At 69.2% G+C, this 13,330-nt stretch carries 11 protein-coding genes and 1 pseudogene; 6 read left to right on the top strand and 6 right to left on the bottom strand.

Annotated features, from left to right (window positions below):
• Positions 1–159 precede the first annotated feature (159 nt).
• Entirely contained in the window at positions 160–339 is a 180-nt protein-coding gene (locus ACWD5Q_RS34035; RefSeq protein WP_451430939.1) for a hypothetical protein, read from the top strand.
• A 575-nt stretch (positions 340–914) separates the two neighbouring features.
• Here the strand turns inward: ACWD5Q_RS34035 and ACWD5Q_RS34030 are convergent.
• The 3 genes from ACWD5Q_RS34030 to ACWD5Q_RS34020 all read right to left on the bottom strand — a co-directional run bounded on the left by ACWD5Q_RS34030 (position 915) and on the right by ACWD5Q_RS34020 (position 4,825).
• Positions 915–2,528, bottom strand: a complete 1,614-nt coding sequence (locus tag ACWD5Q_RS34030; RefSeq protein WP_451430938.1) for a tannase/feruloyl esterase family alpha/beta hydrolase — start codon at positions 2,526–2,528, stop codon at positions 915–917.
• A 928-nt stretch (positions 2,529–3,456) separates the two neighbouring features.
• Positions 3,457–4,149: a cytochrome b/b6 domain-containing protein gene (locus ACWD5Q_RS34025; RefSeq protein WP_451430937.1), complete on the bottom strand. Its 693-nt coding sequence runs from the start codon at positions 4,147–4,149 to the stop codon at positions 3,457–3,459.
• Positions 4,097–4,825 (bottom strand): molybdopterin-dependent oxidoreductase, encoded by a 729-nt coding sequence (locus ACWD5Q_RS34020; protein ID WP_451430936.1) that lies wholly within the window; start codon positions 4,823–4,825, stop codon positions 4,097–4,099. The genes ACWD5Q_RS34025 and ACWD5Q_RS34020 overlap by 53 nt, the downstream gene beginning before the upstream one ends.
• A gap of 476 nt (positions 4,826–5,301) precedes the next feature.
• On the opposite strand from ACWD5Q_RS34020, the gene abc-f reads away from it, so the two are divergent.
• The 3 genes from abc-f to ACWD5Q_RS34005 all read left to right on the top strand — a co-directional run bounded on the left by abc-f (position 5,302) and on the right by ACWD5Q_RS34005 (position 9,426).
• Positions 5,302–6,936, top strand: a complete 1,635-nt coding sequence (gene abc-f / locus ACWD5Q_RS34015) for a ribosomal protection-like ABC-F family protein (protein WP_451430935.1) — start codon at positions 5,302–5,304, stop codon at positions 6,934–6,936.
• 79 nt (positions 6,937–7,015) lie between these two features.
• Positions 7,016–8,680 (top strand): ABC-F family ATP-binding cassette domain-containing protein, encoded by a 1,665-nt coding sequence (locus ACWD5Q_RS34010; protein WP_451430934.1) that lies wholly within the window; start codon positions 7,016–7,018, stop codon positions 8,678–8,680.
• Positions 8,681–8,862: 182 nt separating this feature from the next.
• Positions 8,863–9,426, top strand: a complete 564-nt coding sequence (locus tag ACWD5Q_RS34005; protein WP_451430933.1) for a CGNR zinc finger domain-containing protein — start codon at positions 8,863–8,865, stop codon at positions 9,424–9,426.
• 106 nt (positions 9,427–9,532) lie between these two features.
• On the opposite strand, the pseudogene ACWD5Q_RS34000 reads toward ACWD5Q_RS34005, so the two are convergent.
• The 3 genes and pseudogenes from ACWD5Q_RS34000 to ACWD5Q_RS33990 form a co-directional block, all read right to left on the bottom strand.
• Positions 9,533–9,706 (bottom strand): annotated as a pseudogene (locus tag ACWD5Q_RS34000) (IS1380 family transposase); the annotation flags it as partial.
• Between the two features lie 161 nt (positions 9,707–9,867).
• Positions 9,868–10,395, bottom strand: coding sequence for a hypothetical protein (locus ACWD5Q_RS33995; RefSeq protein WP_451430932.1), 528 nt, complete (start codon positions 10,393–10,395; stop codon positions 9,868–9,870).
• Between the two features lie 1,123 nt (positions 10,396–11,518).
• Complete coding sequence (locus ACWD5Q_RS33990) at positions 11,519–11,713, bottom strand: hypothetical protein (protein WP_451430931.1); 195 nt, start codon at positions 11,711–11,713, stop codon at positions 11,519–11,521.
• Between the two features lie 218 nt (positions 11,714–11,931).
• Between ACWD5Q_RS33990 and ACWD5Q_RS33985 the strand changes: the two genes are divergently transcribed.
• Positions 11,932–12,522: an SDR family NAD(P)-dependent oxidoreductase gene (locus ACWD5Q_RS33985; protein ID WP_451430930.1), complete on the top strand. Its 591-nt coding sequence runs from the start codon at positions 11,932–11,934 to the stop codon at positions 12,520–12,522.
• Between the two features lie 224 nt (positions 12,523–12,746).
• Positions 12,747–13,217, top strand: a complete 471-nt coding sequence (locus ACWD5Q_RS33980) for an SsgA family sporulation/cell division regulator (protein ID WP_451430929.1) — start codon at positions 12,747–12,749, stop codon at positions 13,215–13,217.
• The last annotated feature ends 113 nt before the right edge of the window (positions 13,218–13,330 follow it).

Here is a 13,330-nt window from a genome sequence, read left to right as displayed (position 1 = left end):
CTGTCGCGAGGGTGTCCAAGTTGTGCGTCACAACATGATCTTGGACGCCCTCGTTTTCGTCTCCACAGGCACCCCTTGGAATAGATCATCTAGGAGACGCTCGGCGCGCTGGTCAGCCACACGCTGAACTTCGCTCCAAGCATCTCGGCCGCGCGCCGCGTGGCCCAGCAGAAGGGCCTCTGCCTGATCCGCGAGTCAGACGGAGACCAGCAGGCCACGCCGTTTACGGAGGCTTCTGTCCAGCAGACGTTCGGCGCAGTTGTGAGCGAGGCAGGGGCACTTGAAGGTGCCGAGCTGTACCTCAAGGTGGGCCGCAAGGTCGCCTGCATCGACCTCTGAGATCAGGTGCCGTGCCGACTCACCTGCGTGAGTCGGCACCGTTCTGTTGCCGTCTCCGGCAATCGAGGGATCACGTGGCGTAGTTGGAAGCTGACGCGTGCATGGGTTGAGTTTCTGCCGCCTGGCCTCTGGCGCGGCCAGTTCTGGATGCCCGACCCGACGCTGGGCGCGTCCTTGCCTCACGGCAGTTGCAGAGCGGTGCACGGACCCTAATAGATCGATCCGACCCAGCTCAGAGGCGTCCCCCGACCCCACACTCCTGGGACTTTTCAGGGACTTTCAGCGCTGTCCGAGGGACTTGCGAGGGACTTTTCGCCGCCTGACGCGGCAAGCCCCCGAAAGATCGGAAAGGGCCTCCGACGCAGGTCAGCGATCCAGCGCACCTTCGGTGCGCGCCGGAGGCGTGGTAAATGCCGTGGCGCGCGCCGGAGGTGCTTCTGTCTGCCCTGACGTGGGCTGTTGCCGGTTCGGGATCGTGGTGGGGTTCGTTCCGGCCGAGACCGATGCCTCTGTGATGCCGGTGAGCTCGCAGGTCAGCGTGGTATTTACGCGTCAGAGGGTCCTCGCCGGCCCGATCAGTGCCGGGACGGAGAGACGCACCGGAAGCTGGAGGCGAGGGCCGGGTCTCCGTAGCCCTTGTAGCGGGACACGGCGGGGTAGCTGCACAGGTTGCGGTCGACCTGCTCGCTGCCCGCGTTGATCAGGGTGGCGGGCAGCGTCTTGGGCGCCTTGTCGTGCTCGACCCAGGAGGTCAGCGCGGCCAGGCCGTCGGTCGAGCCGTCGAGGCCGTTGAGACCGCAGTGGGCGGTGTTGGGGGCGAGGAAGAGACGGTAGAAGTCGTCGGTCTTCTTGGCGCTCCCGATCTTCCGCTCGACCTGCTTGCGGTACTGCACGGTGCCGTCGGTGGGGATGTACTGGTCGGCGTCGCCGTGCCAGGTGATCAGCTTGCCGCCGGACTCGCGGAAGGCGGACAGGTCCGGGTCGTCGGTGCCGATGACCTTGTCGTACTCAGCCTCGGACTGCTTGAACAGCTGGGTGAAGTCGCTGTAGGTGATCTTCGAGACGTCGAAGGACGGGTCCTTCTTCAGGAAGAGCTGGACCCACAGGGCGGGCACCGGGAAGGGCGCGCCCTTGACCGTGCCGTCGGTGTCCGTCGTGCCGGCAAGACCGCTCAGGTCGGCCCCGATCGGGACGCCGGACCACAGTTTCTTGCCCGAGGCGGTGCGCGGGCCGTCCCAGATCTTGCGGACCACGTCGGCGTCGGCCGCGGTGATGGTCAGCTCCTTGCCGTTGCACACGACCTTGGTGCCGATCAGCCGGCGCGGGTCGAAGTCACAGCGGGAGGCGTCGTTGACCAGGCCGTCCTGGGCGCCGTCGAGCTTGTCGCAGGCCTTGACCGCGGCATTGGTGAAGGCCTTGAACTCGCAGTCGGTCGGGTAGGTCTTCTCGTTGTTCATGACCACCTGCGGCCACAGGGTGGCGACCTCGTACTCGTCCCAGTTGATGGCGGGCGCGTCCGCGAGGATGCCGTCGTAGTCGTCGGGGTAGCGCTGGGCCTCCATGTAGCCCTCGCGTCCGCCGGTGGAGCAACCGGTGAAGTAGGAGAAGGCGGCGCGCTTGCCGTAGACCCCGTTCACGACCTCCTTGCCGACGACCGCGACCTCGTGCTGGGAGCGAGAGGCGAAGTTCTTCAACAACGCGGTGTTGACCTGGCTGTTGCTGTTCAGCACCCAGCTGGTGTCGAGGACGTCACCGATGCCGGCGTCCGTGGTGGTCGCCGCGTAGCCGCTCTTGACGGCGGTGGCCAGGCCGACGCCGTTGTCCCCGGCGCTGTAGGCGCTGCCGCCGATGGCCTGGAAGCGGCCGTTCCACTTCGTCAGGGGCAGCCAGGTCTGCACCTTGGCGTGGTCGTTGTCGCCCGGGTGAGTGAGGGTGACCGTCACCTCGCAGAAGGCCGGGACGTCGAAGACGTCGCCGCCGAGGAGGCCGGTGCCGTGGATGGTGCCACCGGTCCGGCGAACCGCCGTCACGGATTCCACCTTGGTGCCGGAAGGGGCCTCCACCGACGGGGCCGCACAGGCCTCAGCCGTGGAGACGGCGGTGGTCCGGGGCTCCGCCGAGGCGGTCGGCAGGTAGACCGCCGCAGCCAGCGGCACACCGGCCGCGAGAACAGTGAGAACTCTCTTCATTGTTTTCCCATCCGAGAAGTAGGTGTGCGCCTGGCTGCGGCAACACATATGCACGTCACGCAAGAAGGACGGTGGAGGTGGGCCGACAGGCTCACCGCGAAGGCATCCGCGTGCAGCTCTGTGACCTCGGTATGCGCCCCGAGACGACCTCGAGCCCACCGAAGACTGAGCCAGACTTTATCACCGGTTAAAGAGGTGACGAAAGAGGGTGAGTCGAATTCAGGTGTGCGGGCCGTCCCAACGCCCTCGGCCCGGTCCCACTCTGGCGGCACCCCGTACGCGGCCACATCAGTCAGTTGACGGTCGGCACACCCCGCGCCCCGGCTGGGCCCCGTGAAGGATGTGTTAAGTCATACGGCGAGCTGCCACGCCGCCGTCCGCACCGGGAGTGTCCTTCTCCAGCCGCACGGCCTTGCCCCGGCCGCTCGGCGCGGGCAGTCCGCGTCGTCGCACCCGCCGCGGTTCTCGGTGCGCAGCACGGTGAGGGAGCCGAAGCGGCGGGCCTTCCCGCTCCAGCGGGGCCGAGGCGACGGTGCAGGGATAGGCCAGAGCGCCGCTCTGCGGTTCGGCGAGGGGAATCGGGGTCCGCGAGGAGCGCCTGGCCTCCGGAGGCCAGGGCGCGCGTGGAGGCGTACGGGAAGTCGAGCGGCATCCGGCCGGGAAGCGTGAAGACGGACGGCGGGCTGCCGCCGGTCATGGCGGCGCACAGCTCTACGCCGCCGGGAGCCGGCGGAGAGACGGCCGCCGCCACCGCGTGCAGACAATGCGCGGCCTGCTGCACGGCGCGGTACAGCACCGCGGTCAGCTCGCCGCCGGGCACCCCGGCCCACTCGTGCCCCCGGCCGTCCGGCCGGGGTCTGCCGCGTCGGGCGCACAGCCGTCGTCGACGAGCCCTTCCGGTCGAACCTGCCCCTTTTCAAAGGACACTTCACACCTTGTCCGCTTCCTCGGACACGGTACCCGTGCGGTCCTCCCCGAACCACCGCGAGTGGTGCCGCTCGGCCCAGGACCGGCTGACGTATCCGGTCCGCATCCCGAGTCGCGCCTCCGCGTCCTCGAAGGCCTTGCGCATGTGCCCGAGCACGACGAAGGTGATCGCCCAGGCCAGGATGTCGTGGACGAAGATCGCACTGGTGCGGGAGATGAAGGGCAGCAGCCCCATGAACCACATCAGCAGGCCGGTGAACATCATCACCAGCACGGCACCGGCGATCCAGCCCGCGTAGAGCTTCTGGCCCGCGTTGAACTTGCCGGCCGGGCGCGCCTCGGGCCAGTTGCGGCGCTTGCGGACGGCACGCAGCCACTGCCGGTCGTACACCGCGAAGCGGTTGATCCTGCGCAGGTCCGCGCGGAAGGCGGGAGACAGGAGTCCCAGCAGGAAGGGCAGCGGCAGCGAGATGCCGGACCACTCGTGGAGGGTGACCATCAGGTGCCGCCGCCCGACGAGCTGGGCGAGCGGCCCGAGGTACAGACAGGCGGCGGTGACCAGGCACACCAGCATCAGCAGTCCGGTGGTCCGGTGCACCCAGCGTTCGGCGGTGGTGAAGCGGCGGACCCGGTCGGCCGCTTCAGGCCGTGTCACCGTGCCGGTCGGCGTCGTCGAGCCAGCCGTCGACCGCATAACCGCGCTCCTCCCAGTAGCCGGGGACGACCTTGTCGGTGACCGAGATGCCGGACAGCCACTTGGCCGACTTGTAGAAATACATGGGGGCCACGTAGAGGCGGACGGGGCCGCCGTGCTCATGGGTGATGGGTTTGTCCTGCATGTTCAGCGCCACCAGGACGTCCGAGCGACGGGCCTGTTCCCGGGTGAGGCTCTCGCTGTAGGCGCCGTCGAAGCAGGTGAAGCGGACCGCGGTGCCCGGGGAGCGCACCCCGGCGTCGTCGAGGATGTCCGCCAGCCTCACCCCGTCGAAGGGCGTCTTCTCCACCCGCCATCCGTCGGTGCACACGACGTCGTGCACGACCCGGGTCTGCGGCATCGCGCGCAGCGCGTCGAGGGTGTAGCTCCTGGCCCGCTCCACCAGTCCGGTGACCCGCAGCGCGTAGTTCGTCTCGTCCTTGCGCGGCACCGAGCCGACGACGCTGTAGTACCGGAAGCCGCCGGGATCGGGCAGCAGTCCGGTCAGGCCCGTGGTGGCGTCGACCTGGGAGGCGGCGGCGAGGACGTTCTCCCAGCCGCGCTGGAGATAGGGAGCGGCGGCGAGCCCGGCCGCGCCCGCGCCGAGCATGCCCAGCATCGCCCGCCGTCCCACCGGTGCGCCCTCGGCGGCCTCCCGCTTCGGCTTTCCTGCCATGGTCAGTGTGCTCCTTCGAGGTGGCGACGATTCCGGTGCCGGGCGGCCGCACGGGGCGGCGTCGGCCGAGCGGGCCCACACGTGTGAGCACACCCGTACGCAATTCCGTCACCTATTCAACCAGTGACGATCGTGACACGAGCGCCTTCGGGCTGTCAACAACATGACGAATGGGTCGGTGCGACATACGCCCGCTCCACATGTGCCGGTGGGCACACATGTATGCGCCCCGGGCAGCCGAACGGATTTCGGTCGGGAACGCACAGCTGCTACTCTGCGAGAGACATCGACCATCTATCGAGGAGTCGCAGACGTGGTGGGTGAAGACGACATCTCCGGGTGAGACCCGGATCTGACGGCCACCGGCAGGCGCTCAGGAGCGCCGCTGACGTGGTCCGTTTCGTCGTACCCCTTTTCCCACGTCTGCCCAGGGCAGAGGTCTGTTCTCTGCCCTCCCATCGTTCGAGGTCATCTCCATGTCCGACGCCGCCATCGTCTGCGCCAACCTCTCCTTCGCCTGGCCCGACGACACCCCCGTCTTCCACGACCTGTCCTTCACCGTGGCCCCCGGCCGCACGGGTCTGGTCGCGCCCAACGGCTCCGGCAAGAGCACCCTGCTCAAGCTGCTCGCCGGTGAACTCAAGCCCGCCGCCGGCTCGGTGTCCGTGAGCGGCACTCTCGGCTACCTCCCACAGAGCCTCCCTCTGACCGGAAACCTCACGGTCGCCGAGGTGCTCGGTGTCGACGTGGTGATCCGCGCCATCGACGCCGTGGAGTCCGGCGATGTCGGCGAGGAGCACTTCACCACCATCGGTGACGACTGGGACATCGAGGAGCGCACCCGCGCCCAGCTCGATCGCCTCGGCCTCGCCGACCTCACCCTGGACCGCAGTCTGAGCACACTCAGCGGCGGCCAGGTCGTCTCCCTCGGCCTCGCCGCCCAGCTGCTCAGGCGACCCGATGTCCTGCTGCTCGACGAGCCCACCAACAACCTCGATCTTCAGGCCCGGCACAAGCTCTACGACGTGCTCTCCGACTTCTCCGGCTGCCTGCTGCTGGTCAGCCACGACCGCGCGCTGCTCGACCGCATGGAGCGCATCGCCGAACTCGGCAGCGACGAACTGCGCTTCTACGGGGGAAACTTCACCGAGTATGAGGAGGCCGTGCGCGCCGAGCAGGAGGTCGCCGAGAAGAACGTCCGCAACGCCGAGCAGGAGCTGAAGCGGGAGAAGCGGGAGCTGCAGCAGGCCCGCGAGCGCGCCGAGCGCCGCGCGAGCAACGCCGCCAAGAACCTCAAGAACGCCGGTCTGCCGAAAATCTTCGCCGGCAACATGAAGCGCGGCGCGCAGGAGGCCGCGGGCAAGTCCGGCACCATGCACGCCTCCCGGGTCAGCGAGGCCAAGGCCCGTCTCGACCAGGCCGGGCGCGCGCTGCGCGACGAGCAGCGCCTCACCCTGGAACTGCCCGACACCCAGGTGCCGGCCGGACGCAATCTCTTCCTCGGCGAGGGCATGCAGGTCCGCCTCGGGGACCGGGACGTGTTCGCGGCGGGCGGTGTCGACCTGACCGTCCGGGGCCCCGAGCGGATCGCGCTGATCGGGCCCAACGGGGCCGGAAAGACCACCCTGATGCGTCTGATCACCGGTGAACTCGCCCCGGACGGCGGGGAGATCAAGCGCAACGACGGCCGGATCGCCTACCTCTCGCAGCGCCTGGACCTGCTGGACCTGGACCGCACCGTCGCGGAGAACTTCGCCGCGTTCGCTCCCGAGCGGTCCGAGGCGGAGCGGATGAACCTGCTCGCCCGCTTCCTCTTCCGGGGCGCGCGGGCGCATCTGCCGGTCGGGGTGCTCTCCGGCGGCGAGCGGCTGCGCGCCACTCTGGCGTGTGTGCTGTGCGCCGAACCGGCCCCGCATCTGCTGCTGCTCGACGAACCCACCAACAACCTCGACCTGGTCAGCGCCGGCCAGCTGGAGAGCGCGCTCAACTCCTACCAGGGCGCCTTCATGGTGGTCAGCCACGACGAGCGGTTCCTCGCCGAGATCGGGGTGAACCGCTGGCTGCGGCTGGCCGACGGTGCGCTCACGGAGGCCGGGGCTCCCGCGGTGTGAGCCGTCGGCGTGTGACGTGGCCCGCGTCCGAGGCCCTGTGCCCGGCGGGCCGACCACCGATCACGTTGGACGGTTCCCTGTGCCCCAGCCCGCACTGCCCGCCCACGACCTCGTCCGCAGCCTGGGCGGCCGTCGTGTCCTCGACGGCATCTCCCTGACCGCCTCCCCCGGCCGCCGCATCGGCCTGATCGGGGAGAACGGCGTCGGCAAGTCCACCCTGCTGCGGGTGCTCGCCGGCGTCGACGAACCCGACGCGGGGAGCGTCGCCCGCCCCGCCGACCTGGGCTTGCTCCACCAGGAGATGCCGTTCGACGCCGGCTCGACGATCGCCGCGGTGCTGGACGAGGCGCTGCGCGAGGCCCGCGAGGACCTCGCCGAGCTCGACCGGCTCGGCGAGCGGCTGGCGCTCGTCCCGGAGGACGACCCCGGCCACCGGGAACTCCTCGACACCTACGGCAGGCGGCTGGAACAGGCCCAGGACCGGGAGTCCTGGGACGCCGATCGCCGTGCCGCCCTGGTCCTGGACGGCCTGGGCCTCGGCGCCTTCGGACACGGCCGCACCCTCGGCACGCTCTCCGGCGGCCAGCGCGGCCGGCTGGCCCTGGCCGCGCTGCTGGTGCGGCGGCCGTCGGCGCTGCTCCTGGACGAGCCGACCAACCACCTGGACGACGGCGCCGCCGCCTTCCTGGAGGAGCAGGTCCGCGGCCTGCCCGGGACCGTGGTGATCGCCAGCCACGACCGGGCGTTCCTCGACGCCGTCTGCACCGACCTGATCGACCTCGACCCGGCGGTGGACGGCCCCGTCCGCTACGGCGGCAACTACACCGCCTACCTGTCGCAGAAGCACGCCGAGCGGGAACGCTGGGAGCGGCGGTACACCCAGGAGCAGGAGGAACTGGCGGCGCTGCGCGAGTCGGCGGGCGTGACCGCGCACCGGGTCGCGCCGGACCGGGGCCGTACCGACAACGAGAAGATGGGCTACGGCCACCGGGCGGGCCGGGTGCAGAACTCGATCTCCCGGCGGGTGCGCGATGCCACCCGGCGGCTGGAGGAGTTGGAGCGCACCCAGGTCGCCGAGCCGCCCCGGCCGCTGCGGTTCGCGGGCGGGGAGCTCGCGGCGCGGACCGAGGAGGGCCCGCAGCCGCTGGTGGCGCTGCACGAGGTGCGGGTGCCCGGCCGGCTCGCGCTGGCGGAGCTGGAGGTGTCGTCGGCCGACCGGCTGCTGGTCACGGGCGGCAACGGGGCGGGCAAGTCGACGCTGCTCGCCGTGCTCGCCGGGCATCTCACCGCGGAGGGCGAGGTGCACCGGCGGCGGAGGCTGACGGTGGGGCTGCTCACCCAGGACACCGTGTTCGAGCGACCCGACCGCACGGTCCGGGACACCTACGGGCTGTCACTGGGAGCGGCGCGGGCCGAGAAGGTGCCGCTGCGTTCCCTCGGTCTGATGCACGACGCGGACCTCGGCAAACCGGTCGGGCAGCTGTCCGTGGGGCAGCGCAGGCGCCTGGCGCTGGCCCTGCTGGTGGCCCGCCCGCCCCAGCTGCTGCTGCTCGACGAGCCCACCAACCACCTTTCCCCCGCACTGTGCGACGAACTGGAGGACGCGCTGGGTCCCGGTCCCGGAGCGATCGTCCTGGCGAGCCACGACCGCTGGCTGCGCCGGCGGTGGCAGGGCCGGGAACTCCGGCTGGCCCCCGGCCGGGAACGACAGCAGGCGGCAGAACCAGCCCGGCCCACCGTCTGACCTGTGCCGGTACGGGGTTTCGGGCCGCCTTCCCGGCGCCCCGGCCGGTGTCCTTCACCTGTCCCGGCCTTTGCGGATCGTGCGAGCCGCCGTACGATTCCGGTCGTATCGGCGCAAGCGGGCACCCCCTGGAACGGTGACGAACCTTGCGTTCGACAGGAGTCACCTGTCAAGATGGTGATGTGAATCTTAACCATGTATTCGTATGCGGGCACCCGGCTCTCGACTTCGCTGCCACGCTCCGGGCCCGGCGCTCGACCCGGTTCGAGATGTTCGTGACGCCGGAACGGCTGAATGCCTGGTACCTGGAGTCCGGGCTGGTGGACGCGATCGCGCCGGGCAGCGAGGACGACGTCCGCGAGGCGACCGCCCTGCGCGAGGCCATCTACCGGCTCGTCACCGACCGCCGCCTCGGCGAGGGCTTCGACCCCGAGGCACTCGACGCGGTCAACGCCGCCGCGCGCAGGACCCCGGTGACACCGCAGCTCACCCCGAACGGACGGTTCACCGAGGCGACCTCCGAGCAGGCCCTCGCGACCGTCGCCCGGCAGGCCGTCGAACTGCTCAGCGGCCCGGACGTGCCTCTGATGAAGGAGTGCGGCAACCCCGAGTGCACCCGGGTCTACATCGACCGCTCCCGGGGCATGCGGCGCCAGTGGTGCGGCATGGAGTCCTGCGGCAACAAGATCAAGGCCGCTGCCTACCGCGCCCGCAAGAAGACCGAGCCCGCCGTGGCCGCGCACTGACCCCCTGACCTGGGCGGCGCACGGCCCCGGCGGGCGCGGGGGTCATTCGGCGGCCAGGTCCTTGAGGGTCCTGCGGAACCTGTTCAACAGCATCCCGCGGGCCAGGCGCACCGGCGCGGGGAAGCGGGCGTACGTCGATGCTGTCCGCTCCGGCGAGCATGCCCGCCACCAGCGACATCACCTTCACATCCGGCGCTGCGCCGGCCCCGTTGCCCGCCCCGGTCAGGTGGACCTTCTCCCGGACCAGACCGGGCAGGCCGCACCGCTCAGCCAGGCGCACTGCCGGACTGCATCAGGCCCTCCCGTTCCGGTCACCGATCGGTGGATCCAGGGTCACATGATCGCCCGGTCAAGACCCAGGCGGTGGCCAGTGGCTGAACCCTCGGCTGAGCGCAATCGGCTATCCCTCAGGGGTCAGGGGGTAGCCGTCCATGTCGATGATCAAGTCGTCCCATTCAGAGACGTCAAGCCCCTGGAGCGCAAAGGGGTTCGAGGGGCTTCGGAGGAAGGCGACGGCGGACTCGGTGAGTCGGACCCTGCCGTTGCCCAGGTGATTCCTCCCAGCTCAGGGAACCCCGCGAGTTCAGGGACCCCCGCAAGCCACTCGGCCCGTTCTTCTCCCAAGTCGGCGGTGTAGGTCGTAGCCACACCCGAGGACAGCTCTATCCTGCGCAGGACGTCGGCGTACGTGGCGAGTCTGAGGACATCGCGGATCTGCTCCTCGAAGCCCTCCCACGGCAAGCCTTCCGACTTGTACATGTCGAATGTGTTGTCGGGCAGGCGCCTGCGGTTGTAAACGGTCCATTTCGTAGGCCCATTCTCCGCCACGACGCGGCCGACCTCGAAACCGTCCCGCGTACCGTCATCCAGACACACGAGGACGGTCCCCCCACCGGCAACGGGCCTCAGGAAGAGCCTCCGGCGTTTCAACAATTCCCTGAGTGACTGATCGATCTCGATTGAACTCACTCATCCTCCCCGATGGCAGTTGCACAGAGGGCGGTGGGCACGCCATGCGGTGAACCTTGCAGCCTTCCCACGGGCCCAACTCCAAATGAATGTAGGCCATCGCGTCCGCGCTGGACATGGCGCGGCACCCACCGACCGGAGAGGGCAGATCCGCTGTGCGCTCCTCGCCGCCGGGCGCCTCTTGTCGAGCATGAGCGGCCGTCGGGCAGCGGCCGGATGCCCGGTGATTCCGGTGGCGTAGTGGGGTGCCAACCTGCTGCTGCCGTACGGCAAGACGGTCCACCGCATCAGTCGCTTGCCCGTTGGGAGTGGGGAAGTCGTACGCAACTCCGCGGCAGGCAGTGGAAGGCGCGGATTTCTAGGTCATACCGCCGCCCCTTTCGCAGGTGTGGGACAGGCGCCACTTCCGGACCGCCGACCGGTGCCGCCGCGAGTCCCCCTTACCGGTGACCCGTTGAGCGGAGGTCGGCCTCCATCGCGCGCTCACACGTGCCCTTGGCACGGTGAGTCGGCCCGGCACCTCGTGCCGTGGACGCCATGGAATCGGTGAAGGGTTCCGTCGCAGTGCATCGAGGCGTTCGCCGTCCCGCAGCACGGCAGCCGCAGCGACCTGACCCCACCATGCCGATCAAGAACTACAGCTGCCGGGATCGGCGATGCTGAACCTGACGCTGTTGTCACCGGTGGTGTACGAGCGAGCCAAGGCCTGCTCGGCCGGCGTCTGGGTCGTCGTCTGCGCCCCGTCCTTTCCCTGGGCCACGACTGCGAGCAAGGGAGATTTTGCGTCACTATGGATCTTGCCGACCCACTGGCGGCACGGCTGACCACGGGGTCAAGAACTCCTAACAGAGTTGGAGGTTCTTCAGTCGCCGCCGGCAGATGACGCTGCAGGGGAGGCCGTGCGGACCGAGCTGGAGGTCGCCGAGAAGAACGTCCGCAATGCCGAGCAGGAGCTGAAGCGGGAGAAGCGGACTGTCAGGCGGCGAAGCCGATGCTGATGACGTCTTCGTACAGGCCCCGTTCTTCGCGGTTCATGCTCACGCCGCCGCCCCTACCCCGCGAAGCGCACCCGCCATACGGACAACGTATCGCCCGTGACCGGTTCGGCGGTCGATGCGGGATGTCACAGACCCAGGTCGAGGGCCAGGCACGAGTAGTACTTCCAGGAGCCCTCGGGGTTGAACGAGTCCTTCGCGCCACCAGGGGCGGCCTCCACCTCTTGGGTCATCTGGTCGAAGCGGATGCGCTCGGGAAGCCTGCCGAACCGTGCGTGACGCAGTTCCGCCGCGGCGGCGTCCGTGGTGAGTTCCTTCTTCATGGCCATTCTCCACTTCGTGGATCGCGTCCTGCCTGTCGCCTCGGACGAGCACCAGCATGCACTTTCACGCGTCACCAGTCAAGACGGTGACGAGGAGTGCGCTGTCGGACCGGCACCGTCCCGGAACACACACTTGCCGCTCACCCTGACGCGCTTGCTCATACGTATGATCGAGTCGGCGATCGGCATTTCCATGAATGACAGCGTTTGAAGGAGCCATGGATCTTCAACTCGAAGGCCGACGGGCCGTGGTCACCGGCGGAAGCCGCGGTATCGCCTTCGCCGTCGGGCGGGCTCTCGCGGCGGAAGGCGCGTCCGTCGCACTGGTTTCCGGGTCCGCCAGTCAGGTCGAGGAACAGGCGGCGCTTCTGCGTGCGGAGACCGGTGCCGAGGTCATCGAGGTCGTGGCCGACACGGGCGACGACACCTCGGTGACGGCCATGGCCGCGGCGGTGAAGGACCGGCTCGACGGCGTGGACATCCTGGTGAGCAACGCCGCCGCCATGAATCCGGGGGCGATTCCGGAGGACGCTCTGAAAGCCGAGATCAATGTGAAGGTCCGTGGATACCTCCGGTGCGTCCGCGCTTTCGCTCCGGAGATGACGGATGTGAAGGCGAGAAACCCGCGGCTGGCGAAACGCTCGGCCCATGACTCCCAGGAGAGCGCGTGCAGCCACGCGCCATGGATGAAGACGACGGGAGTGCGGTTCACGGCTGGTTCCTCCGAGCATGACGACCACCCGGCACCGGCACGCGGGCGACGGTTTTCAGGATCGTTCAGGCACAGGTCGGGGGCGACAGTCGAATGACTTAATGTTGACCGCCCGCGGCCGCCGAGAGGCCGCGACGCCGCGTCCGGGGCCGCGCCGCGCGAGCTGCTCCGAGGTGGATGGCTGTCCGCCTGCCGGGCAGCGGCCGCCCCTTTCACGTCGACGACTGGGATGTTGGACGGTCAAGTTACTTATGTGCGGCGATGCCGCGGGAACGAGAGTGGGTCGGGCCAGCATCCGCCAGAGAGAAGGACTCACTCGTCATGAGCGGCAACCGACCGGATGTACGGACCCCCCGGGCAGGGTCGTACGACAGCCTTGCGCTGATCTTGGACATCGAGCGTGTCCTGGACGTCTCCGCCCGGCAGCCCATCAGGGCGGAGTTCCGGTTCGACCCGGAGTCCCCCCCTGGTCGTGTGCGTGGAGTTCCTGATCGAGAACGGCCCGCGCGTCATATGGCGGATAGGCCGCGACCTGCTCCGGCAGGGGCTGTACTCGGTGAGCGTCTCGGTGACGTCCAGATCTGGCCGTCGCACCCGGAGGACCGGGCCACCGCGCTGCTCCAGCTGGCCTCCCGGGACATGGCAGCCCTGTTCGAGCTGCCCGTGCCTCCGCTGTCGGAATGGCTGGAGTACACCTACGAGCTGGTGCCCGCCGGTCACGAGCTCGCCGAGGTCGACTGGGACGTCGCCACCGCGGACCTGCTCCAGGGTCCCAGGGCGCAGCCCGAGTGATCGCGAGTGCGCCTTCTCAGCAACGCCGTTGCGTTTACCGATGTGAGCGGGGCGCAAGCCCCTTCTCCATGATCGCGATCTCGGTGTGGAAGGTGTAGGTCTGGGCGGTGGCG

Source organism: Streptomyces sp. NPDC002513 (genome assembly GCF_053595355.1).
Note: the sequence above shows the minus strand (reverse complement) of the source record. Positions and strands in the feature narration are given on the sequence as shown.